The 23,707-nt window shown below is 59.7% G+C and carries 15 protein-coding genes; 7 read left to right on the top strand and 8 right to left on the bottom strand.

Features of this window, described 5'->3' with window-relative positions; genetic code table 11:
* Positions 1-26: 26 nt before the first annotated feature.
* The gene (locus A4C63_RS15720) at positions 27-1,340 is read left to right on the top strand and encodes an L-fuconate dehydratase (protein ID WP_063913465.1); all 1,314 of its coding nucleotides are present in this window, start codon (positions 27-29) and stop codon (positions 1,338-1,340) included.
* 66 nt (positions 1,341-1,406) lie between these two features.
* The gene (locus A4C63_RS15725; RefSeq protein WP_063913466.1) at positions 1,407-2,717 is read left to right on the top strand and encodes an MFS transporter; all 1,311 of its coding nucleotides are present in this window, start codon (positions 1,407-1,409) and stop codon (positions 2,715-2,717) included.
* A 315-nt stretch (positions 2,718-3,032) separates the two neighbouring features.
* Here the strand turns inward: A4C63_RS15725 and A4C63_RS15730 are convergent, their stop codons facing one another.
* The 3 genes from A4C63_RS15730 to A4C63_RS15740 form a co-directional block, all read right to left on the bottom strand.
* Entirely contained in the window at positions 3,033-4,385 is a 1,353-nt protein-coding gene (locus A4C63_RS15730; RefSeq protein ID WP_063913467.1) for a GntR family transcriptional regulator, read from the bottom strand.
* Entirely contained in the window at positions 4,385-5,770 is a 1,386-nt protein-coding gene (locus A4C63_RS15735) for a hypothetical protein (protein WP_063913468.1), read from the bottom strand. The genes A4C63_RS15730 and A4C63_RS15735 overlap by 1 nt, the downstream gene beginning before the upstream one ends.
* 513 nt (positions 5,771-6,283) lie before the next feature.
* Entirely contained in the window at positions 6,284-7,306 is a 1,023-nt protein-coding gene (locus tag A4C63_RS15740; RefSeq protein ID WP_063913469.1) for a zinc-dependent alcohol dehydrogenase family protein, read from the bottom strand.
* 206 nt (positions 7,307-7,512) lie between these two features.
* Between A4C63_RS15740 and A4C63_RS15745 the strand changes: the two genes are divergently transcribed.
* Positions 7,513-8,427 carry a LysR family transcriptional regulator gene (locus A4C63_RS15745; RefSeq protein WP_063913470.1) on the top strand — a complete coding sequence of 305 codons (915 nt, stop codon included), beginning with the start codon at positions 7,513-7,515 and terminating at the stop codon, positions 8,425-8,427.
* 285 nt (positions 8,428-8,712) lie between these two features.
* Here the strand turns inward: A4C63_RS15745 and A4C63_RS15750 are convergent, their stop codons facing one another.
* The gene (locus tag A4C63_RS15750; RefSeq protein ID WP_063913471.1) at positions 8,713-14,658 is read right to left on the bottom strand and encodes a peroxidase family protein; all 5,946 of its coding nucleotides are present in this window, start codon (positions 14,656-14,658) and stop codon (positions 8,713-8,715) included.
* A 71-nt stretch (positions 14,659-14,729) separates the two neighbouring features.
* Between A4C63_RS15750 and A4C63_RS15755 the strand changes: the two genes are divergently transcribed.
* Positions 14,730-16,220 (top strand): ATP-binding protein, encoded by a 1,491-nt coding sequence (locus tag A4C63_RS15755; RefSeq protein WP_063913472.1) that lies wholly within the window; start codon positions 14,730-14,732, stop codon positions 16,218-16,220.
* Here the strand turns inward: A4C63_RS15755 and A4C63_RS15760 are convergent.
* Positions 16,217-16,918 (bottom strand): response regulator transcription factor, encoded by a 702-nt coding sequence (locus tag A4C63_RS15760; protein ID WP_063913473.1) that lies wholly within the window; start codon positions 16,916-16,918, stop codon positions 16,217-16,219. The two genes, A4C63_RS15755 and A4C63_RS15760, sit on opposite strands and share 4 nt — an antisense overlap.
* A 582-nt stretch (positions 16,919-17,500) precedes the next feature.
* Here A4C63_RS15760 and A4C63_RS26350 point away from each other — a divergent pair.
* From A4C63_RS26350 to A4C63_RS15770, 3 genes are all read left to right on the top strand, one after another.
* Positions 17,501-17,641: a hypothetical protein gene (locus A4C63_RS26350; RefSeq protein ID WP_156510882.1), complete on the top strand. Its 141-nt coding sequence runs from the start codon at positions 17,501-17,503 to the stop codon at positions 17,639-17,641.
* Between the two features lie 54 nt (positions 17,642-17,695).
* Positions 17,696-18,274, top strand: coding sequence for an NAD(P)H-dependent oxidoreductase (locus A4C63_RS15765; RefSeq protein WP_063913474.1), 579 nt, complete (start codon positions 17,696-17,698; stop codon positions 18,272-18,274).
* A gap of 165 nt (positions 18,275-18,439) precedes the next feature.
* On the top strand, positions 18,440-18,823 hold the full coding sequence (locus A4C63_RS15770; RefSeq protein ID WP_063913475.1) for a MerR family transcriptional regulator: 384 nt from the start codon (positions 18,440-18,442) through the stop codon (positions 18,821-18,823).
* Between the two features lie 69 nt (positions 18,824-18,892).
* On the opposite strand, the gene A4C63_RS15775 is transcribed toward A4C63_RS15770, so the two are convergent.
* From A4C63_RS15775 to A4C63_RS15785, 3 genes are read right to left on the bottom strand one after another with little or no spacing between them, the layout of a single operon-like run.
* Complete coding sequence (locus A4C63_RS15775) at positions 18,893-21,502, bottom strand: RND family transporter (protein WP_063913476.1); 2,610 nt, start codon at positions 21,500-21,502, stop codon at positions 18,893-18,895.
* A 33-nt stretch (positions 21,503-21,535) separates the two neighbouring features.
* A complete protein-coding gene (locus A4C63_RS15780) occupies positions 21,536-22,372 on the bottom strand; it encodes an outer membrane lipoprotein-sorting protein (RefSeq protein WP_063913477.1) in 837 nt (278 codons plus the stop codon).
* A gap of 50 nt (positions 22,373-22,422) precedes the next feature.
* Positions 22,423-23,706, bottom strand: a complete 1,284-nt coding sequence (locus A4C63_RS15785; RefSeq protein WP_063913478.1) for a DUF1302 family protein — start codon at positions 23,704-23,706, stop codon at positions 22,423-22,425.
* Position 23,707: the final 1 nt, after the last annotated feature.

The following is a 23,707-nucleotide window of genomic DNA, read 5'->3' on the forward strand; positions in this document are numbered from 1 at the left end:
GTGCTTGAACAGAACAAGAGCCGACCATGAGCATACGTATTACCCACCTGAGCGTTCGCGACATTCGTTTCCCCACTTCGCTGTCGCTGGATGGCTCTGACGCCATGAACAGCGCCCCCGACTATTCGGCAGCCTACGTGGTGCTGCACACCGACGCCGAGGCCCTCGAAGGCCACGGCCTGACCTTCACCATCGGCCGTGGCAACGAGATTTGCGCGGCGGCGGTGCAGTCGCTGGCGCCGCTGATCGTCGGCCTCACCCTGGAGGAAATCACGGCCGACATGGGCGGTTTCTGGCACCGCTTCACCGTCAGCGACAGCCAGTTGCGCTGGCTGGGCCCGGAAAAGGGCGTGATCCACCTGGCCACCGCCGCCATCATCAATGCCGTGTGGGACCTGTGGGCCAAGCACGAAGGCAAGCCGGTGTGGAAGCTGCTGGCCGACATGACGCCCGAGCAACTGGTGCGCTGCCTGGACTTCAGCTACGTCACCGATGTGCTCACCCCCGAAGAAGCCATCGCCCTGCTGCGCCGCCAGGCACCGGGCAAGGCCCAGCGCGAAGCACAGATGCTGCGCGAAGGCTACCCCGGCTACACCACCGCGCCAGGCTGGCTGGGCTACAGCGAAGAAAAGATGCGCAAACTGGCCCGCGAGGCGGTGGAGGATGGCTGGACCCATATCAAGCAGAAGATCGGTGCGGACCTGGAGGAAGACATTCGCCGCGCCAGCATCCTGCGCGACGAAATTGGCTGGCAGCGCACCCTGATGATGGATGCCAACCAGGTATGGGGAGTTGAGGAGTCGATCGCCAACATGCGCCGCCTGGCCGCCTTCGAGCCACTGTGGATCGAAGAACCGACCAGCCCGGACGACATCCTCGGACACGCCACTATTCGCCAGCGTATTGCGCCGATTGGCGTGGCTACCGGTGAGCATTGCCACAACCGGGTAATGTTCAAGCAGATGTTCCAGGCCGGTGCGCTGGACTTCTGCCAGCTGGACGCGGCTCGCCTGGGTGGCCTGAACGAAGTGCTGATCGTGCTGCTGATGGCGGCCAAGTACGACGTGCCGGTGTGCCCGCACGGCGGCGGTGTCGGCCTGTGCGAACTTGTGCAGAACATTGCCCTGTTCGACTACATCGCGGTGTCGGCCTCGCTGCACAACCGGGTGCTGGAATACGTCGACCACCTGCACGAGCATTTCATCGACCCAGTGGTGATACGCCGCGGGCGCTACATGCCGCCGCAACGCCCGGGCTACAGCATCGAAATGCATGCCGAGACCCTGGAACGCTACCAGTACCCCAACGGCGCGGTGTGGCTCGACATCAACCGTTCCTGACCCACAGACCTGGGTGTGCCGCCTTTGCGCGGCGCGCCACCAGTACTTTTCACGGGGAAAAAAACAATGACAATCCTCACCGGTACTGCAGCGGCCCCCGCCCCTGCCGCCACCACAGAACAGCGCCTGAACGGCCTGCTGTTGCGCAAATTGATGCCGCTGCTCATCGTTGTCTACGTGATGAGCTTCCTTGACCGGACCAACATTGCCCTGGCCAAGGCCAGCATGGGTATCGACCTTGGCCTGTCGGCGGCGGCCTATGGCCTGGGCGCCGGCCTGTTCTTTCTCACCTACGCCCTGGCCGAGGTACCCAGCAACCTGATCATGCATCGGGTGGGCGCACGCTTCTGGATCACCCGCATCATGATCACCTGGGGCCTGCTCTCGGCGGGAATGGCCTTCGTCCAGGGCGAAACCTCGTTCTACATCATGCGCCTGTTGCTCGGGGTGGCCGAAGCGGGCCTGTTCCCTGGCGTGATGCTGTACCTGACCTACTGGTTCGACCGTGAACAGCGTGCCCGCGCCACGGGTTACTTCCTGCTGGGCGTGTGCCTGGCCAATATCCTTAGCGGCCCACTGGGGGGCGCCCTGCTGGAAATGGACGGTGTGCTGGGCTGGCACGGCTGGCAATGGCTGTTCGTGCTCGAAGGCCTGCCCGCCGTAGCCCTGGCCTATGTGGTGTGGAAGAAACTGCCTGATGGCCCGGCCTCGGCACCCTGGCTGTCGGCCACAGACGCCGAGGACATCGAGCGCCGCCTGGCTGCCGAACGGGCCGCCGCACCGCAGCAGAGCAAGCTGGGGCAGATGTTCCGCGACCGGCAGATCTGGCTGGCGATCGTGGTGTACTTCGTGCACCAGATCACCATCTACACGGTGATTTTCTTCCTGCCGGGCATCATCGGTACCTACGGCGCGCTGTCGCCCTTCCAGGTCGGCCTGCTGACCGCCGTACCGTGGGTTGCTGCCGCCATCGGCGCCGCCACCTTCCCGCGCCTGGCCACCTCGCCGCGCCGTTGCCGCACCTTGCTGTTCTTCGGCCTGCTGACCATGGCCGCCGGGCTGCTGCTGGCGTCGCTGGCCAACTCGTTCATCGGCCTGATCGGGTTTTCGCTGACTGCCCTGATGCTGTTCGTGGTCCAGTCGATCATCTTCGTCTTCCCCTCCAGCCGCCTGAGCGGCAGCGCCCTGGCGGCCGGGTTGGCCTTTGTCACCACCTGCGGCCTGTTTGGCGGTTTCGTCGGGCCATCGGTAATGGGGCTGATCGAGCAGACTACCGGCAGTACCCGAAATGGCTTGTGGATCATTGCCGCGTTGCTGGTGGTAGCCGCGCTGGTCAGTACCCACTTGCGGCAGGGGCAGGAGCAAGCGCATCGCTGACAGGAGGTTTTACCTGCCAGGGCCTCATCGCCGGCAAGCCGGCTCTCATAGAACTGCACATAACTCATTGAATTAGCAGGGACCCTGTGGGAGCGGCTTCAGCCGCGAACACCGGCGCAGCCGGTGCCATGCACCGCGTTGGATGCTTCGCGGCTAAAGCCGCTCCCACAGGGTACGAGGATCGCTTGCGAATTCAGTTATCTGTGCGACAGCGCGGCCCAAAGGGCTGGGCAATCGCCCACAAGGTCAACGCCTGACTCGTTGCATTGGCAGGGACCTTGTGGGAGCAACGGGTTGCAACGCGACCCCGGCAGCTCAAGGTGCAACCCCGCCGGGCCGGCCGCAGCGCAGTTCCAGCGCCTGGGCAAGGCGTTCTACCGCCTGTTGCAGTTCCCCCGGGTGATCCCCCAGCCACACCAACGCCAGGTACTGCTGGTAGCGCCCCTGCAGGCTGAACTGCTCGCCCGGCAGTGCATGCAGTGCTGAACCAGCCAGCGCTTCAGCAATACCCTCCCACTGCAGCGGCTGGCGAAAGCGCACCCACAGTGTCCGCCCACCGTCCGGCATTTCCAACGCCACCCGCTGGCCGAACTGCTGCTGCAGCGCACGCGCCAGGCATTGCATGCGCTTTTGCAGGTCCGTACGCAGCCGCACCAGTTGCGCCTCTATCTCACCTTTGCCCAGCATGTGCGCCAGCGCTTGCAGGCGCAGCGGTGCAAGCCGGAATGCACGTTCAGAGAAAGCCCTGGCCAGCACGGCATCATGGCCCAGCAGGTAGGCATAGGGCGCCTCGCCCCCCACTGCGGCATCGAACGCCCCCATCACCAATAGCCAGCGGGGGTCGACCCAATTGCGCAGGCGCGTATTCGGCGGCCCGCTGTAGCAGTGCTCACTGTCCAGGTCGTTTTCCAGCAACCATACAGGGTGCTGGCCGAGCAACTGGCCAAGCTGCTGCTGGTAGTGCGGTGAAACCAGCCGCCCCTGCGGCATGCCAAGGCACGACGGCATGACCAGCATGCGTACCGGCTCGCTCCCCAGCAGCCGGGCCAGGGCGCGCAGATCCGGGTTGCCGCGGGTATCCAGTGGTACCTCCAGCACCCGCATGCCGGCACGTGCCAAAGCGCGCAACACCTGCCAGCAACAGGGCGAGTGCACCAGCACGGTCCCCCCTTGCAGGGCCAGCGCCGCCAGCAACGTCTCCAGCAACGCCTGCACATCAGGGGCCAGCTGAACGTCCTCGGCACACCAGTACTGGTTGGAGGAGCGGGTATAGCGCTCGGCGACGGCATTGCGCAGCCGGGCGCTGCCAGGCGCCTCCCAAGGGGCAACACTGTGCATGCGCTGACGTGCCAGGCGCCGCTCGTGGGTGAACAGGGCCCGCTCCAGCATCGGCTGTGCCGGCAAGGGTGGCTGGGGCATGGCCGCAGCGTCCCCCTTGCCAGCGCCCTGTACGTAATAGCCAGACCTCGGCAGGCACTGCACACGGCCCTCTTCCTCCAACAGGCTGTAGGCACTCTGCACGGTGGCCAATGACACCCTCAGCCGCCGGGACAACACCCGCAGCGACGGTAAGCGGCATGGGCCACAGCCTGGCGCCTGGCCGATCAAGGCTTCCAGGTAGCGATAGACCTTGCGATAGGCAAACTCGCCGGGGCCCGATTCCTCCATCAAGGTAGCCCCGCATTTCCACGCCGCCGACCCGAGGCCTGCCGTGGCAGTAACCGCAGTTGTACATCGCGACAGGCCAGGTGGCTCATCAGGCGCCAGGCGGCCAGCGGCAGGCGCCCGTCATAGATCACCCGCAGTTGCCCCAGCGGCAGGCCACTGGTGTTCACCAACCAGTTTTTCACCGCATCAGGGCAGGGTTTGCCCTGCAAGGCTCGATGCAGGTAAGGCAACGCCACCAGCATGTCGGCATGCCGACATTGCAGAAAACGCTCGAGGTTTTTCCCCTGCCTGGCGAACGGGCTGAACAGCAGGCACACCTGTTGGATCGGGTTGATGCCGTAGGCCTTGCCGAACTGCAACTGATGCACATCACGCCGCCTGATGCCTTCCGGCTGGCCAGCCAGCCGCAATGCCGGGCGACTGGCCTGCGGCTCGAGACTGCGTGCGCGCAGCTCCTGCAACTGCGCCGGGGCCAACGGCTCGACGAACGCGGCCAATGACCAGGCATCCTGGGCAGCCTCGAAGCAACAACCGAGCATGAGGTCGAGCTGCTGCCCTTCGAGCAACGGCGGCAGCAGGTCATCAATGGCAATCACCCGCACCGGCGTATCCTGCGGCACAGCCCCCGATGTCGACCCCGCCAAGGCGCCCAGCGGTACACCGACGCTGCCGTTCAGCCGACTCAGCCCGTGGGCCAGCGCCGCCAGGCACTGATGCACCACATGCGGACCACGCTCCCCTGCAAGGCGCAGGCTGCGCCGGGCCCAGGCCAGGTACCGGCGGCGCTGGCGCGCGGGGATGGCGGTGATCAAGACATCCGCCGGTGCCTGTGCCTGCAGCGCAAAACCCACGGTACCCGCCAATTCCAGATGCAGGCGGCTACCTAGCAGTGCTTCGGGCCTGGCATCGACCAGGTGACCGAACATCAGCATGGCGTCCCTCGCCAACAACCAGCGTTCGGGCGCGGCTGAGAGGTGCCGGCTGAACGGGACCACTTCACGCCCCTCGATCATCTGCAGTTGCACCCGCGGGTCATCCTGCATGAACAGCGCACTGAAGCTGCGCTCATGGCCTTCGAGCGTGGCGCTGCCAGCCACGGGCAGGCTGACCACCAGCACCCGTAACTGGAAGGTTACCGGCGCACGCAGGGCAATACTCAGTTGCGCGGCACGCAGCATGGCCAGCAGCCGGGCGCTGTGGCGATCGTTGCCTTGCAGCACCAGCAAGCGGAAGGTGCCGATGTATTCGGGCCCCCCTGCAGCAACCAGCAGCCGTTGTATCAGCAACTGCAAGGAAGCACGCTGCGCTTGTGACATGTGACTGAGCAAGCGCTCGAGTACTTGCTGGTAGATATAGTGCATTGCCTGGTCGTGAATAGCCGTCACGTAATCACCTCATCAACTTCATGCAGCCAGCGCACGTCGAACAGAAGACCTGAACGTCAACATGCCCTGAACTTGGCCAGAAGAAATTCCCTACAACTAAATGGAAGTAATGACGTAACCAGTCACTGTCGCCATACCATCGAGAAAAACGCGTCGCTGCGACGCCCCGCCGCTACCATGTACCGCCCTGGCTCGGGCATAGCCATGCTCATTCCACGCTCCTTGCGCAAACCATCATTGAGCCATTATCGAGGGATGCAAGGCGAATAGAAGATACAGATCAAGGTAAAAAAACCATTCAGCCGAAGTGAGAAAACACATTGACCGCCAGGTAAAAACAGTTCAAGCCAAAAAACTTGGCGGAATATTTCCACGAGCCACTTAATAATCGCGCCAAATGTAGTCCGCTTCGCTCTTTATTGTAGGAACATTCTTCTTTTGAGCATCAATCTTATGTACCGAGCACAAAAAACCCGGGACTCTGCCCGGGTTTCCTGATAATGCAAACAGCCCTCAGTGTTGCGCCATGTCCAGCACCACACGCCCGCCACACGGGCATTGGTCCATGTAGCGATGCGCTTCTACCACCTGCTCGAACGGGTACACCTTGATGATCTGCGGTGTCAGCAACTGGTCGGCGGTGAACTGGTTGATATCGCGCAGGGCGCGCTGCAGTGCCACCTGGTCCTGGCTGATGCCCAGTTCCGGCTTGCCAGTGAAGTTGCCAATGCAATGCACATGGAACTGGATGTTCTTCTGGAATGCCGCGCAGGCCGGGAACGGCGTCTGATTGCCGCCTTGCAGACCATACAGCACCAGGCTGCCACGCGGTGCCAGCACATCGCCCAGCAGCGACATCTGCGGCCCGCCCATGCCATCGAGGACCATGTCCACGCCACGGCCATCGGTGTACTTGCCAATCTGCAGCAGCAGGTCCTGTTCTTCGGTGACAATCACCTTGTCGGCGCCCAGGCCCAGCAGGTACTCACGCTGTTCCGCCTCCTTGGTGGCGGCGAACACCTTCAGCCCCAGGGCCTTGCCCAGTTGCACGAAGGCAGGGCCCGCGCAGTGGCTGGCGTCGGTGACCAGCGCGGTCTGCCCGGCCTTGGCCCGGGCCAGGTCAACGTAGGCGAAATAGGCGATCAGCAGCGGCGTGTAGTGCACGCTGGCCTCGATCGGGGTAAGTACATCCGGATAACGGGTAATGGCCGTACGCGGCAGCACGATGACATCACCATATACGGGGTGGTCGTTGGCACTGGTGGCCGGGAAGCTGGCAACCCGGTCGCCCACGGCAATATCCTCGACCCCTTCGCCAACCGCGGTCACCACCCCGGCCATCTCGTGGCCGATCCCCGCCGGCAGGCGTGCCTGGGACGGTGCCAGGTTCTGGCGCCAGAGCACGTCATACCAGCTGACGCCAACCGCCTCGACGCGGATCTGTACCTCGCCGGCAGCGGGTGACTGTTCGGGCTGCTCCTCGCAACGGAGCACATCGGCAGCGCCGAACTTGTGGAAACGGATCATGCGGGACATCGCATACCTCGCCATTGTGAACCTCTAATTACCACGAACTCTATCCGGGCTTTGCCGGATAGACCATCAGTGGTCATTAATAGTCGACATGCTTGTCATCGATTGGGCACCTGACTTTCCCTGCGATTGGTCCCCCTAAACCCGTGCAGGGTACCAGCCTTTGGCCTTAAGATTCACCTCTGCCCCACTTTAGGCGAAGCGCACCGATGAATCGAAACGACCTGCGTCGCGTAGACCTCAACCTGCTGATCGTGTTCGAAACGCTGATGCACGAGCGCAGCGTGACCCGTGCCGCGGAAAAACTGTTCCTCGGCCAGCCCGCCATCAGCGCGGCCCTGTCGCGCCTGCGCAACCTGTTCGACGACCCACTGTTCGTGCGCACCGGCCGCAGCATGGAGCCGTCGGCCCGGGCCCACGAAATATTCTCCCTGCTGTCCCCGGCGCTGGACTCGATTTCCACTGCGGTCAGCCGCGCTGCCGAATTCGACCCGGCCACCAGCAATGCTGTGTTCCGCATCGGCCTGTCGGACGACGCCGAATTTGCCCTGCTGCCGCAGTTGCTCAAGCGCATCCGCGCCGAAGCGCCAGGTATCGTGCTGGTGGTACGTCGGGTCAATTACCTGCTGATGCCGACGCTGCTGGCCTCGGGCGAGATCTCGGTGGGGGTCAGTTACACCAGTGAACTGCCAGCCAACGCCAAGCGCAAGGTGCTGCGCCGCAGCATGCCGAAACTGCTGCGAGCCGACAGCGTGCCGGGCACCATCACCCTGGACGACTTCTGCGCGCGCCCGCATGCGCTGGTGTCGTTTGCCGGGGACCTGTCGGGGTTCATCGACGAGGCCCTGGAGGAGATTGGCCGCAAGCGCCATGTGGTGCTGGCGGTGCCGCAGTTCAACGGGCTGGGGAGCTTGCTGGCGGGCACCGATATTGTCGCTACGGTGCCGGACTACACGGCGGATGCGCTGACCGCGGCGGGTGGGTTGCGGGCCGAGGATCTGCCGCTGGAGGTGCGTAGTTTCGAGCTGCACATGGCCTGGCGTGGGGCGCAGGACAATGACCCGGCGGAGCGGTGGTTGCGGTCGCGGATACAGATGTTCTTCGGCGACCCCGATAGCCTGTGAGCGAGTTCCACTGAATTCCAATAACCTCTGCAAATACAGATAGATAGGCGAATTTTCTGTCCGTTGCCATCCGTCGTATTCCACTCATTTCCAACGTAACTGGGGGTATCGTTTGGGGTACTTTTCATTTCCTGAAAAACGATACCCCCAGATTTTGCCGACACATCCCGCACCGGCGTTCCGGCAAAAACTCAGCGATGCCTTCCTACGCAGCGTGACCGCCCCCGGCCTGTACTTGCAGGTCCAGACCTCGCTCAAGGAGGGCGCCGTTTTTGGTTGAAAACCTTACACCACGCCGACGAAATCGCTCGCTGTCAGGGCGACATGCCCGACCAGATCAATCTGGAAATCTGCGCCATTACCGCTGTTGACATTGCCCTCCACATACGTGTGTTCAACCCCACCGACATTGGCGAAGTGGTACTTCAATTGCGCTTGGTTACTGAACTCAGTGCCGACGCCATTCCACTCGCCAAGGAAGGCAAAGTCCTGATTACCGGCGGAACCTGCGCCGGAAGTGCGGGCATCGATCAGCGTCAGATCGATGTGGTCAGCTCCCTGCGCAAAGTCGGTGATCACATCGCGGCTAGCGGTCGAAGTGCCGGAGTCGTTCATTGCGCTGAACATAAAGATGTCCGCCCCCGCCCCACCGGTCAAAATGTCGCGGTTGCCGTTGCCGGTCAGTGTGTCAGCGCCGCCTCCACCAATGAGGGTGTCGATGCCGCCTTGCCCGGTCAGGGCATTGTTGGCGTTATCGCCGGTCAAGCTGTTGGTACCGTTGCTGCCGAGAACATTCTCGATGCCGCTCAAGGTGTCATTACCGGTTTGCGAACTGCTCGCCAGGCCAGTAGACAGGTTGACCGTAGCGTTGGCCAAGGTACCCGACAGGTCGTAGGTATCGGTGTCGCCACCACCCTCGTAGCTGTCATTGCCGTCATTGACCGACGCCCGGAAGGTATCATTACCAAGACTACCAAACAGGCTGTCCAGACCTTGCCCACCGACCAATATGTCGTCTCCGCTGCCACCGTCGATCCAGTCGTTGCCGCCCTGGCCTTGCAAAAGGTTGCTAACGCCGTTGCCCTGGATGTGATCGTCGCCAGAACTGCCGGTGACGTTCTCGATGTCGGTCAGGGAGTCATTGCCGGTTTGGGTGCTGGTTGACGTGCCAACAAGCAAATCGACCGTGGCCGACGCCGATGTGGCCGATAAGTCATAGGTATCGGTGCCCGTACCGCCGTCATAGTGGTCGTTGCCGTCGTTCAGCGATGCCAGCAGCGTATCGTTGCCTGCCTCACCAAAGACGGTGTCGTTGCCGGCCACACCGCTAAGCTGGTTGTTACCGCTATTGCCATGGATGACGTTGTCCAGCCCGTTACCTGTGCCGTTACTGTTGTTCGCCCCCTGCAAGCTCAGGTTCTCGACGTTGGCACCCAGGGTGTAGCTGACCGAGGACAAGACCGTGTCGGTGCCTTCGTTCAGGTTTTCCTGAACCGCATCGCCATTGGCATCCACCCTGTAAGTGTCGTTGCCGGCGTTACCCAGCATCGTGTCGTTACCGCTACCGCCGTCCAGTAAGTCGGAACCCAGTCCGCCGTTGAGGACGTCGTTGCCCGAGTAACCCATCAAGATGTCCTGATAGTTGGTGCCATTGAGCGTGTTGCCGAAGAAGTTGGTGCCTTCGATGAAGCGCCCTACCGCTTCCGAAGGGTCGGACGTCAGTTGTTCCACTGTGCCGTTGTTGTCGGTGTAAGTGGTGATGACCCGTAGCTGCTGGCCGAACTGTGCCGAGGTCGGCGCAAAGGTCGAAGCATTCGCCCCGGCAATACTGATCCAGGCCGCGCCCACCAGTGCTTGCCATTGGAAGGTGAACCCACTTGGCCCAGGCAAGCCGTCAGCGTCCTGTATGGTTGAGGTATTGGCGGTCAGCCGGTATTGAGCCGGCACCGGACGGCTAGGTGTGGTCGGCGCAGTGGCAAACCCCGACAGCAACGCATTGCCGGTTGGCAGACTGTTGGTGATGTTCAGGTTGACTGTGCGGTCGGCGAAGCGCAGTTTTTCAATGCCAGTCACGATATCAGTGCCATCGACATTCGCCGCGCCGACCCGCAAATCCACCACTTTGAACGCCGTGATCAACTCGCCCCCCGGCCGGATGTCGGTGAACTTGGTAATGCTGTAGTCGGCAAAATTGCCACTGTACAGCGCTTCATCGGCTGCGCCATCGGCCGTGCCTTGGGCTGCGTGGTTATCACCCAAAATGAAGTCCAGACGGGCCGCTTGCAGTCCAGTAAAGTGCTGAGCGAACCCCTGACTGGCGAGCAAGTGATTCAGATCGGCGAGTTTGATCGAATCGCCGACGATTACGTCATTTCCGCCATTACCTTGAGAAACATCGTCGCCGCTGCCGCCTATCAACCAGTTTTCCGTGGCATTACCGATCAGCCCCGCCTGAGGGTTGGCCGGAGTCGTCGTGCTTGCACGACTATCGCTGAAGCGTGAACCGATCAATCCCTCAATGTCTGTCAGCAAGGCGTTGAACGGCTGGAACAGCACAGCGGTGCCCGGCGCCGCCACGATATTCTGATTGTTAAGGTCTGCCGCCGCATCCAGGGCAATGTTCACATCGCTAAAGGCCGCGATGTCGAAGCCCACGTCACCGAGGGCCTCATCGCCGTCACCTTGACCCGGAGCGCCACCCAGACCAGGCAGCAGAATGTCGTCACCGACACCGCCGAACTCCTGGTCGCCAGTGGAACCGCCGGAAATGATGTCATCGCCGTCCTCACCGAACAGAATGTCCGGGCCGTCGCCACCGTAGATCTCGTCGTTACCGTCACCGCCATGCACCAGATCAGTGTCGCCGCCGGCATCGATGTAGTCATTGCCAGCGCCACCGTACAACTCGTCGATCCCGGCTTCACCGTAGAGGTGATCGTTGCCATTACCGCCAATCACCACATCGAGGGCACCTGCGCTGGTCCCGGCATAGATGGTGTCGTCCCCTTCCCCACCATCGAGGAAGTCTTCGATATCACCGCCGTAGATCACATCGTTGCCGTCACCGCCATAGATATGGTCGGCACCGGCCTTGCCATCAAGGATGTCATCGCCACCTTCGCCATAGATCGTATCGTCGCCATCGCCAGCGTCGAGCCAGTCGTTGTAGTCAGTGCCAGACAATACTTCGTGCGAGTTGTAGCCCACTGCCGCTGTGCCATCAGGGTTCTGGCCCTGGTCCGGACGGTAGTCACGGATATAGGTTTGAGCGGTATGCGTTTCCGGGCTGGTCAGGCTGACCAGCAAGCCGTTACCGCCAATTCCGCCCGCGCCACCGCTTGAGTAAACGCCGACATGGTTCGCCTCGATCAGCGTGCCATATTTGTGCTCGCCCTTGTACGCCGTCGCACTTGCGCCGGAGTCGGTGTTGCTCAGTTCGATGTAGCTGTCGGCGTAACCGAATACATCACCGGCCAGGTGCCGGGCATCGGTGGTGCGTTCAATGATGTCCTTGAATTGCTCGGTCACTACCTGTTCGTTGAGGTTGGTCATCGCCGGCAAGCCGAGATCAAGGCGGAACAGATAATAGAAACGGTCGCCATCCATCAACCGTTCCATCTGATCCTCGAAGATAGCGTTGAAGGTGGTGCCCAGTTGCCCGGTGTAGACATGTTTCTCCGCGAGGCCACCGATCCACAGATCAATCGCGTTGTAGCCGTCGTAACCGGCCACATGATTGCCGTTGGCATCTGCCGCACCGGAAAGGAAATAGGCCGCCTCTTCAGCCGTGACGCTGCCGCCGGCATAGTTGGTGGTAACACCTGAGGTATCGGCATCGATGATGGCTTGGGCATGGGCCACATCACCATCAAATGAATAGGCGGCGATGAAATTCACCAGTGACTCGGGGTGAATCATGTTGTTGGCGAAGTCACTCCAACTGGTATAGGGCGTCAAGCCATCCACGATCAGGTTCGTGTGATGCTGCGCGCCTGCCGGCGACGCCCTCTCCTCGACGAGTGCATCGTGAATCTGCTGACGCGCCTGGTTCAGGGTAGGCAGACCCAAGTCGCGACCACGAGCCAGGTTGATGGTCGCGAGGTCCAGCGGTTGACCGAGCAAGCCTTGTTGCAGGGCCGGGGTGACGAATTCGTCGATTTCGTTGCTGATCTGCCGGGTCATGCCCAGAGCAATGGCTGTCGGCCCCACCTCGGCAAAACCGCCGGGGTTGAGAAAAGCTTGCTCTAGCGCGTAGTGAGTGATTGCACCGGTCAGGTCGTAGCCACCACTGGCATTTTTTTCCAGAGCATCGATGGTTTCGCGTAGTTGCGAGTGGCCGAAACGAAACGCGGCTTGGCCATACTCCAGAGAAATATTGGCGTTAATGCCCGAGTCATAGGTCACAAACTCTGGCAAATCCGGGGTGATCAAACGCGCGTATTGGTCGATCGCAACGTGCTGGTATTCCATTTCCACGGTCAACTTGGTGGCATAGAACAGTTTGTCCTGATCCCAGGACACGGTGACGCCATCGGGCAGAGTGAAATTACCGTTGGCATCAGTGTAAAAACCGCCGCTACCGTTGCTCACCTGGACCTGCCAGTTATGCCGCACATTGACGTCTGTCTGCCCCAGCACCTCGTTCTGCAGGTTGATTAGCTGCACGTTGTGGTCTTCATGGAATATGTGGTGAATGGCGGTGAGGCCGAAGTTTTCGTTCACCCGACCATCACCGGCAATGTAGTGATCACCCACCGACTGCAGCAGCAACTCGTTGGCCACCGCAAAATCGGCACTGCCGGGAACCGCGCTGATGGAGAAGTCGGAAAAGTTGACAAAGCTGAACAAGTTTTTCGGACCCGAATTGTCATAATTGATGACCATCCCATAAGGGTTGTTCGTGTCGAACGTGATGCTGGTGATGTGCGCATCCAGCGACATCAGTTTCGCTTGATCGATATGCATATCATCAAAGTGCGGGTTCATGTCCAGCAGGATCGCCTCGCGGGTGTAAACCGCTTGTATGCCGGCGGTCCCAGGATCGGCATCCAGTACATGGCCGTTGGCATCCCGCACGCGGAAGTTCACGATATCGTCCCAGGTCAGATCGTCGCGACCGGTGGCCAGCACATGAGCGCGCAATTCGCTCAGGGTTGGCAACGTCTGATGGGTCAGCACACCGTTGAGGGTCCAGGAGGCTTCGTCGCTTAAGGTTGTGCCGTCAAACAGCGCCGCACCCGCGATGAACTGGCCGGGGTGATTGGGGTCCGCCACCCATTGACGCAGCAATTGAGTCACAGCCTCATTGGAGCCGTAAGTCTGATTCTGATCGATGTAGGGCGAGTCAAGGTTGACGTATTGCGCCTGGCCTTGACCGTCCACTTCGCTGACCGAAGCCCGATGCACTTTGATCGAGTAAACCGGCTGCCCGTCCGGGCCGATGGAGCCGTACAACGGATCATCCGGCGCCAGAGGAATAGTGATCGTCGCGTTCTGATTGGGTTTGTTGATGAAATCCAGCCCATGGTCGAAAAACTGCCCGAACAAGGTGAACCAGCCGGTTGTCGACGGGTCACCACTGACGGTGTTCTGGTTGCGAATGTAGTACTGCCCGGAATCCGGTGAGGTGCTATCCACCTCGCCAATGGTGCCTAGAATCCCCGGATCAGTAACGATCGCTACGCCCGTGTCGGTATGCTGGATGTACCCGTTGGCATCGGTAGCAAAAGTTACCCCGCCACTGACGATGGTCTGGCTGATCATCCGGGGGGTGTAGTCCACTAGTGAAGCTGTTGGATCGCTATACAGTGAGCTACTGTCAGCTATGGGCGTGACACCGTCGGGAATGCCCGGTCCGGCCAATGCGGCGTTATCCAGGTTCTGATGAACGTAATGCGTGTAGTCCGAATGGGTCAGGCGAATGAAGTTCTGACCAAAACTGCCCCAGCTCTGTCCGTCCTGGGTCAGGTTATTGAAGTGACCGGAGACGTCGCGCAAGCCGATCGGGTCCCGTGCGCCGTTGTACCAGCGGGATTCGCCGACCGGAATATCCAGGGGATTGAAGCTGCCGAGTGTACCGAGCACATGGACCTTGCCGTCCGAACCACTGTAGCCGTAAAGAGGATCGCCGGCGGCGTTATAACCGACGACATGAATGGTCGGGAACGTAACCTGCTGGTCAAGAAACGAAATATCGTTTTGATTAAGAGTGAAGCGCTTTAGCCCATACATGTCAGTCTCCAGATATCCTGAGTTGCTGGGTTTTTCAAACGACTTATCACGATGATCGGGGAACCAAGCCGATGGCAAAAGATGCAAAGGTCGAATCAAAAAATGAGACTTCTATCGCAGATGAAGCTCAGCCTTTGGTCGAACCAGACCCTCCTGTTTGCGAGGAGGTTCGCAATGGAATCTGGCGCACCCGGATCAGGGGCCGGGCGCGCAAACTAAGTCACTCGACCCAGTTTGTCATTGCCGCTGCGGTGATCCTGGGACTGACCATGTTCTCGGTCGGCAAGCTGGTGAGCGAACGAATAGAAAGTGCCGCAGTACAAAGCGCGGCAGAAGCAGGCGCCCACTACATGGAAGCGTTTCTGGAACCCTATGTGCAGGAGATGATCCGGGACAACAGCCTTTCGACTGCAAGTGTCCAGTCCCTGGACCGCCTCATGGAAAATCGTGCGCTAAATCAACACATTGTCTCGATCAAGATCTGGCGAGCGGATGGCACGGTGGTCTACAGCACGAATAAAGCCATCACCAACCACAAATTCCCAATAGACGAGATCACCGAGGCGCTTAAGGGCAAAGTGGTCACTGCCCTTGAAGAGCTGAGCCAGAATGAGAATGAGTTCGAGCGCAATCTAAACGTTCCGCTCTATGAGATCTACGCGCCCCTGCGGGATTTAAGCTCCAGGAAAATCATCGCTGTGGGCGAATTTTATGAAAAAGCCGATACTCTGGAGCTCGAGATCAATCGCGTCCGACAGCAGGTATGGGGGGTCGTGGGCGCCGCGACGTTGGCAATGCTGGCGCTGCTTTTCTTCATCGTGCGACGCGGTGACAAGATTATTCAGCAGCAACAAGTGGCGCTGCACTTGCGGCTGCAGGAGCAAACCCGCTTACACATCAGCAATGCCGAACTCCAGCTCAAGATGGCGACGGCGACCCAGGAGTTTTCCCGAGTCAACGAACTCAACTTGAGGCGGATTGGTGCAGACCTGCACGACGGGCCGGCGCAGTTATTGACATTGATTCTAATCTGGCTCGACGAGTTGACCGAAAACTGCTCGGATGTCGATCAGGAGGCGTTCGAAACCATTCGTGGTGCCGCGACCGACGCACTGCGGGAGATCCGCGATTTATCACGAGGTCTGGCACTTCCGGAAATTAACGATTTGAACTTGGTGGAAGATTTGCAACTGGTGGCGCAACGGCACGAGCAACGTACCGGCACCAAGGTCAACTTAGCCCTAGGGCCGCTACCTGACGCCACGCCGCTGCCGCTCAAACTCTGTTTGTACCGTTTTGTGCAAGAAGCCCTCAACAACGCTTACCGGCATGCCAACGGCGAGGGTCAGGTCATCCAAGCGCAATACATTGATCAGGTATTAAATATCAGCGTCAGGGATAGTGGTCCGGGTATGGCGGCGGACGCCATGCAACTCGATACATCCGGCAGAACCAGATTGGGGCTCGCCGGTTTGCGTTATCGCGTTGAATCTCTGGGCGGGTTGTTCAGTATCGACTCTAGTACATCAGGAACGTCGGTCAATGCACAGTTCAAACTTTAGTCAGAACGGTTCCGGGCATACATTGGTGTTTTCCCTGCGCCGATGTGAAATCGCCCGAGAGCTTCGCGTTCCCTGTAATACCGTAGGGCCGTGACCGCTTCGACACGATTTCGTACGTGCAGCTTCTGCATCACACAACTCATATAGTGCTTGACTGTTTTTTCGCTAATAAACAGCTTTGACGCAACCTCCCTATTAGTCAACCCCTTTGAAACTTCATAAATAACTTGCTCTTCGCGCTGGGTCAGATCAAACGTGTGAATCTCCGCTTCATGTTTCTTGAAATTACTCAGCAGTTTGTTGACAAAATCGGGGGTGATATACGTTTGCCCCTTGGCAACTAACCTGATAGCCGTGACCAGTTCCGGTCCGCTGACACCTTTCAACACATACCCGAACGCGCCGGCCTCCAGCGCCAAAAAGGCGTCATTTTCGGATTCTGAAACCGTCAGCATCAGGACCCTCACATCCGACAGTTCAGTGGAAATGAACCGCACCGCAGCGAAAACATCACCCGGCATATTGACGTCCATCAGCATCACATCCGGACGCACCCTCTGGGCGATATCCTTGGCATCTTGCGCACTGGCGCCCTGTTCCATGACCTGAAGATCCGCCCGTCGTCTCAGTATGTTGGCAACGCCCTCACGCAACAACGGATGGTCGTCGACAATGCCGATACGAATGAACGGATTCATGACGCGCTCCCGAAAGGACTAGCACTCGAACGAAGAGTCATTCATTAATAGCAGAAAAGCCGGGACGACAGCGGTCATCCATCGTGTACCCCAGGCTCCAGGCGTTCGAAAATCAGGCTTAGACCTGATACAAATCGATCGTCAACGAACAATCATCCTTACAAGGAGTATGAAAAAGCACGCCACAACCCATTGTTTTTAAAGGACTATGAAAGCGTCAAAAAAATACAAACGCATATAACCCGGATCCAACCTTATCCGACCAACGGTCGCCTTTGTGAGATCGATACCATCGAGCCGAGCCTGGATTTGAGTGAGCCATCGCTCACCGGTTTTGAGCGTGGCTGCGCGCGGCTTACCCACGGTTCCCTGGATCTGATGCTCAGTTTCAGTCAGCCGTGTATCTATCGAATCAGGAGCGCCTTTCTCGCCACGCACGTGCGCCGTCTCGATGACTCTAAGACCTGCTTTGATCTTGTCCGCTATCGGTCGACAGCAGCCGATCGTGAATGCACTCCCTAATGGACACAGCCCTGTCCAAATGTGCTTCGGCGACCCTGACAGTCTTTAGGGTAAGTGTTGATGATGCCGGTCGATCATGCCTTGACAGGGCTCGACACCCTGACGCTCAGCGATACCCTCAGCCACGCTTATGACGGTTTGCCGGGTTACACCCAAGCGCTGCTGGACTGTTTGTCTCTACCGCTAACCGGCAAGGCTTGACTCTACCGTTAGGGGCAGACTTTACCCTTGGCACTTCATTATCTGGAGTTCGTCATGAAGAGCAAACGCATGCTCGTAATCCTCGGCCACCCTTCGAACGACAGCTTTTGCGGCGCTGTGTCCAAACGTTATGTCGAGGCCGCCACGCAAGCAGGCCATGAGGTGCGCCTGCTGCGCCTGGACACCCTGGATTTCGATCCGGTCTTGCACGATGGCTATAACCAGATCCAGTTGCTTGAGCCCGATTTGATCGACGCACAGAACGACATTACCTGGGCCGAACACCTGACATTGGTGTACCCGATCTGGTGGGGCGGCATTCCGGCGTTGCTCAAGGGGTTCTTCGACCGCGTGTTTCTGCCCGGTTTTGCCTTCAAGTATCGCAAGGGCTCACCCTTCCCGGATAAGCTGCTCAAGGGGCGCACGGCTCACCTTTTGGTGACCATGGACACGCCGCCATGGTATTACCGTTGGGTGTATCGTATGCCGGGCCTGCACCAAATGCGCAAGACCACCCTGGAGTTCTGCGGCATAAAACCTCTGAAAACCTTGACCTTCGGTCCGGTATTGGGCTCCAAGCCGGAACAGCGTGAAGCCTGGCTCAAACAAGTCCAGGCGGTCGCCAGCCGCTGATCGGCCCCGGTTGGGCCGTGCCCCTGCACGGCCCAGCCAAGTCCCCCTCCTGTGACACCTTATCCAACCCGGCTTCCCGCCCCCTGACGCTTGTGCAAAGATGTCGCGCGCGTGTACGAGCGCGCGACATCTTTTCGCTTCTGATGCGTCAAAAAAGGGATCTTCATGTACATCGGCAAAGCCGCCAAGCTGTCGGGCACCACCGTCAAAAGCATTCGACATTACGAAGAAATCGGCCTGTTGCCCCCACCGCAACGCGAAGGCAAGTACCGCATCTACAGCCAGCAAAGCGTAGAGCTGCTGACCTTCATCAAATGCGCTCAGCAACTCGGTTTCAAGCTCAAGGAAATGCAGGCCATTCTGCAGGATCACCGCGGCCAGGAGCTGCCCTGGGATCTGGCCATGCAGGCCATCGATAACAAAAAGCAGGAATTGATGGGGCAGATCCAGGCCTTGCAGCAAGTGCATGACGGCTTGGTTGAGTTTGAGCTGAGCCTCAAAGATGCTCAGATGCAATGCCAGTTCGAACACCTGGAAAAAGCCCGCTGAATCCGCACCGCCGCCCCTGAACGGCCATGGCGCCCCGTGCCGTTTTCAGCACGCAGGCGCCCCGGCGATTTAGCCTGGCACAGTCTCACCCCCCGGCTGCTCGCCCTCTTGCACTGCTGGCTGCGGCACAATCGAGGCAAAGAACCACGGCGAAATCAGCGTGACCAACAAAATGGTCATGAAGCCGCTGGATGACAGCGCCAGTATCACCAATACACCCAGGTCAATGACGGGTTTGTAGGCGGAGAACAGCAGCGCGACAAAGCCCATCGAGAAGATCACGACGTTGACCACCGTCGAGCGCCCGACGCCCTGCATGGCCGCCAGGATGGCCTCGTCGATCTCGATGCCCTTCTGCACCAGCATCTTGATCCGTGACAGCAGGTGAACGGCGTAATCCACGACGCCCACCACCAGGAACGTCACCAGTGTGGTACCGATGTTCAACTCGATATCCAACAGGTACATGCTGCCGTACACCGTCACCGACGTGGTCAGCAACGTCAGCATGCCGAGGATGCCCAGGCGTACTGACTTGAGCCAGAACATCATCATCAAGGTCACGGCCAGCAACGCCAGCGAGAAGCTCAGCACCTGACCCTGGGTGATTTCCTGCAACACCCCGGTCCATATGTACGGCGTACCGGCATGGGTGACTTGCAGGTTGGCCGGTTTGTTGATGGCCAGCCAGGCGTCCAGTTTATCCAGCATCGCCTGGTAATCTCCCGCCACAGAGGAGGTCATGGTGAACAGCGTCACCGCCTTCGAGTAATCGGCATTGAGCACGTTCTGCAAGTCGGTGCCGCCACCGTTCTCGAACATCATGATGTGCTGTTCGATGAGCGAGTTACCATCGACCTCGAAGGTCTCCGGTTTGCCGTCATCATCGACCACCGTCACCTGCTCCACCGCCTGCGGCACCCGCAGGAAAGCAGGGTTCATGTCGTTGAGCACGAGATTCATGCGCTTGATGTAGGTCGCCACCGAATAGGTGTAACTCACGTTCGGCTGGGCCCTGATGAATTGGTCCAGACGTTCGAGGAACTGCACGGTTTCAGTGGTCAGCGCGCCACGCGGAGTCTTGGTGTCGAAGGCGATCCAGCCCGGCGAGGTACCCGCGACTCCGGCCCGGTTGATGAACTCGTCGGACATCCGCACCGGGCTGTCCTTCTTGAAGTAGGCAATGCCCGAGTCTTCGATATCCACCTTGAACGTGAACACCGTCATCATCGCCAACAACGGCAGGGTCACCAGCAATACCGGCTTGCGCCAGCGAATCAGCCAGGCACAGAACACCACCAGATAGTGGGAGATCAGCGACTCTTTGAGTTGCACTTTGCGCGGGACGGCATCTTTGCCCCAGATCGAAATCCACGCCGGAATCAGTAGCAACGAGATAATCAGCGCCGCCGTCAGGCCGATGGACATGAACACGCCAAAGTTGCGGATGCTGACAATGTTGTTGGTGGTGGAAATCAAGAACGTCGCAATGGTCGTGACCGTTGTCAGAACTACGGGCGTGACCATCAGGCGCTGGGTTTCACGGTTGGCTTCGCGGAAAGACTTACCCGAATTGAGCTGTTCGTAATACTCGGCCATGACGTGGATCGCGTCGGCACAACAGATGGTGAACAGGAACACCGGCAAGACACTGGTGAGCAAGTCCATCGGCACACGCAGCAGCGCCATCAGGCCAAGGGTCCAGATGGTGCAGAACAGGATATTGAACAGCGGCAACACCACGCCAAGTGGTTTGCGAAAGAAGAAAACCAGCAGAGAGGTCACCAACAGGAACACGATCGGGAACAGCATCGCCAGGTCGTGATCGATGATTTCCTGCTGGGCCGCAATGAAGATCGGCATGCCGGCGATGAACACCTCATCGGTGAACTCCGGGTGAGCGGCCTGGTACTTCGCGATGATCTCGCGGACCTGGTGATAGGCACGCAACTGGGCCTGAGCGTCGTCCTGTTTGGTGCCCAGTTCGGCGACGACCATGGCGACTTTCTTGTCCGCCGAGACGACGCCACCGACCATCTGCTCGTTGCCCATGATCTGCGCTTCGACCTTGATCGGGTCCATATCCAGGGCGTGCAGGGTCTTGTGGATCCACAACTCGCCATCGGCACTCAAGCTGATGTTTTCCAGGTCAGCCATCGAGGCCATTTCCTGGATCGGGTTGAGCCGCTCGGCAAGAAAGCTCAGGAACTGCAGGTCATGGCTGTCCCAGTGCCGGGCAATCCCATGGTCGCGCAACGCTTTGGCAGCAGCGTAATCGTTCTGCGAAAAACCCTCGGCGAGGATCTGCACCAGCAAGCCCTGGGCATCATGGTCGTCACTGTGCAGGCCGACAATGCGCTGCAGTTCGACACGGTCCTCATCGTTCGCCAGCATCAACCGGCGTATGGCCTGGGACAGCTCGAACTGGGCGTTCAGCGACGTGGTGTTGAAGACACTCTCGGGGTTGCTCAGCGCCACCATGACCGAGTCATACGTGCCGGTGAACTCGCGCTGCAAATCAATGATCGTCTTGCGCGCCGGGTGAGTGTCCTTGAGCAGATACGGATTGGTGTCCGACATCAGCGCGCCGAGCGTGTAGGTGAAGTAGGCGGTGATCGCCACCAGCACGAACACAATTGCCCGCGCATAGCGCTCGACGAAGTTCAAGTATCTTTCCATGAATGAGGGTCCCAGATGAATCGAGAGCGGCGCTTAGCGGGCAGACACGGCGTATTCCGGCAAGTCGCCGGCTTTCAGCCCGCGCTTGATCGCGGTCTGCGTGAACAGGCGGTCGTCCAGTGCGACGTTGTACTGCAACTGGTTGAAGCGCAGCTGGGAGCGCGTACCGGCGATGAAGTCCTCGGTTTCGCTGAGGGTAATGCTGTCGATCTGGTCGATGGTTTCAGTCTTGAGGGTGCGCATCTGCTTGAACATCACACCTTTTACATCGAAGAAATCCTGGCGCAGCACCAGTGAGTTCTTCTTGTCAACCCAGACCTTGAGCTTGTTGTAGCCGGTCTTGGCCAGCACGGCAGGCGTCGCCGGCTCACGCTCGATCACGTAGCAATCGCGGCCCTGCAACTGCTCTTCGCCAACCAGCGTTTGGCGATAGTCTTCGGCGCGAATCTTGTCGAGGTCGGCATAGGAGTAGTCGCTACCCATGAACGCCCCGCGTTTGTCGGTGGTGGAAATCCTTCGGGTCTGTCGGCTGACCGGCAAATACATCCATTGGCTGTCTTCGAGGCCCAGGGCCTCGCGTGGGTTTTCGATGTGGAAGGCGACGTCACGCACATCACTCGGCGCGGAGAAATACATGGTGAATTTGTCGCTGTCCGGGTAATCCTTTTGCAGGTAGCTGAACTCGCGGATGCGGGTGTTACCTTGCTTGTCGATCAGGATCAGGGACACCTGGGACATGAAGCTCTTGCCGTCATCGCGGTCCCGAGCCTGGCGAATGATGTCGTCGGCCGTGCGTGTTTCAGCTGCCATGGCGGCAGCGGCGCTCAGCAACAGTGCGCTTACAGTCAGGGTCTTGAAGATGGGCAACATCGCGATTTCCTTTTCATTGTTTGAGTGGTTCGCACACCGCACCGGTGTGGTCAGAACAGATAACCGGCGGACAAGCGCACCTGGTCGCGGTTGGCGTACGCACCGAACTGGCGGTCGGGCTTGCCGAAGAACACATCGACTTCGAGCCCCAACTTGAGCCAGTCCACCGGTTTGTAGGTGAAGATCCCCTGAACGAAACTGTCGTCCTGCGCTGGCGGCGACATGCCGAAAACCAGACGGGTCTTGAGGCGATCCTGGAACTGCGAGCCTTCGGCAGACACGGTGAACAGGTCGTCGCGTTTGTCCTGGACCATGCCAGGCTGCCAGTCGAGCAGCCGCTGATGTTGCCACTGCGTCGAGATCAGCCAGTCCCGCAATAGGTAATCGACGCCCAGCAGCGACTTGGTCATCGCCGTCTGGTCGCTGCCGTAAGCGCGGTAAGGATTGGTGACGCGCCAATTGTCGAAGTAGGCGACTTCACTGCGTACCACGATGCTGTGGCCGGCATCGATGGCCACACTGGCGCCGCCCATGGAATAGCGCGGGAATTGCCGTTCGAGGCGAATCAGGCCCTCTTCGGTCTGGCCTTCGACGGCGTAAACCGGGTCCTGTTGGCGGGCGTTGAGGGCCACGAAGCTGACATCCACCGTGCCGATCCGGCCGTTGGCACTGGCGCCGTAACCGAAGCCACTGTGACCGTCATAACCGGGCCGCGAATCGACCACAAACATCTGCGGATCGGGTGTGGCAAAAATCGGTGCATCGAACTCGCTGCCGACGGCCGGCGCCTGGTTTTTCACAAAATCAGTGATCACCAGCGCTTCCAGCTCCCACTCGGCGACCGGCTGCACCAGGCGAATCATCGGCACGGCGATGCGGCTGTCTTCCAACAGACCGATCACACCCTCGCGATAATCCAGCGGGTTGATCTGATCGAGCACCCGTAATTCATCTGCACGCCCCCACACCACCTGCTGCCAGCCCACCGTCAGCTCGCCGTCACCGACGTAGAGCCCCCAGTAAAGGTGCCGCCAATCGGCAGTAGCCCGGTAATCGTCCCGGGCTTGCGCGCTGTAGGGGTTGTTGCCGTCATAACGGAAGTCGTAACGGGCTCGGCCCTTGGCCTTGTAGTAGCCGCTGTCCCAGGCATCCTCCAGGCTGAACTTGAGGTACACGGCCTTTTGCGTGACCTGGTCGTCACCGTGCAGACGCACGGCCGTGGCAACGCCGATCTCCGCTTCATGATGCCCCGGCAACCACTCGGCGATCGCCACTGGCGAGCCAAGGCTGACCAGCGCGGCCAAAAGGCCGCGGTTCAATCCCAGTCGAGCCATG

It is taken from the genome of Pseudomonas sp. p21, from assembly GCF_001642705.1.
GTDB lineage: Bacteria > Pseudomonadota > Gammaproteobacteria > Pseudomonadales > Pseudomonadaceae > Aquipseudomonas.

Bases quoted from the DNA above. Each gene is read 5' to 3' on its own strand.
- A4C63_RS15720 (WP_063913465.1), top strand. From the start codon at position 27: ATGAGCATACGTATTACCCACCTGAGCGTTCGCGACATTCGTTTCCCC.
- A4C63_RS15725 (WP_063913466.1), top strand. From the start codon at position 1,407: ATGACAATCCTCACCGGTACTGCAGCGGCCCCCGCCCCTGCCGCCACC.
- A4C63_RS15730 (WP_063913467.1), bottom strand. From the start codon at position 4,385: ATGGAGGAATCGGGCCCCGGCGAGTTTGCCTATCGCAAGGTCTATCGC.
- A4C63_RS15740 (WP_063913469.1), bottom strand. From the start codon at position 7,306: ATGTCCCGCATGATCCGTTTCCACAAGTTCGGCGCTGCCGATGTGCTC.
- A4C63_RS15745 (WP_063913470.1), top strand. From the start codon at position 7,513: ATGAATCGAAACGACCTGCGTCGCGTAGACCTCAACCTGCTGATCGTG.
- A4C63_RS15750 (WP_063913471.1), bottom strand. From the start codon at position 14,658: ATGTATGGGCTAAAGCGCTTCACTCTTAATCAAAACGATATTTCGTTT.
- A4C63_RS15755 (WP_063913472.1), top strand. From the start codon at position 14,730: ATGGCAAAAGATGCAAAGGTCGAATCAAAAAATGAGACTTCTATCGCA.
- A4C63_RS15760 (WP_063913473.1), bottom strand. From the start codon at position 16,918: ATGAATCCGTTCATTCGTATCGGCATTGTCGACGACCATCCGTTGTTG.
- A4C63_RS26350 (WP_156510882.1), top strand. From the start codon at position 17,501: ATGATGCCGGTCGATCATGCCTTGACAGGGCTCGACACCCTGACGCTC.
- A4C63_RS15765 (WP_063913474.1), top strand. From the start codon at position 17,696: ATGAAGAGCAAACGCATGCTCGTAATCCTCGGCCACCCTTCGAACGAC.
- A4C63_RS15770 (WP_063913475.1), top strand. From the start codon at position 18,440: ATGTACATCGGCAAAGCCGCCAAGCTGTCGGGCACCACCGTCAAAAGC.
- A4C63_RS15775 (WP_063913476.1), bottom strand. From the start codon at position 21,502: ATGGAAAGATACTTGAACTTCGTCGAGCGCTATGCGCGGGCAATTGTG.
- A4C63_RS15780 (WP_063913477.1), bottom strand. From the start codon at position 22,372: ATGTTGCCCATCTTCAAGACCCTGACTGTAAGCGCACTGTTGCTGAGC.
- A4C63_RS15785 (WP_063913478.1), bottom strand. From the start codon at position 23,706: ATGGCTCGACTGGGATTGAACCGCGGCCTTTTGGCCGCGCTGGTCAGC.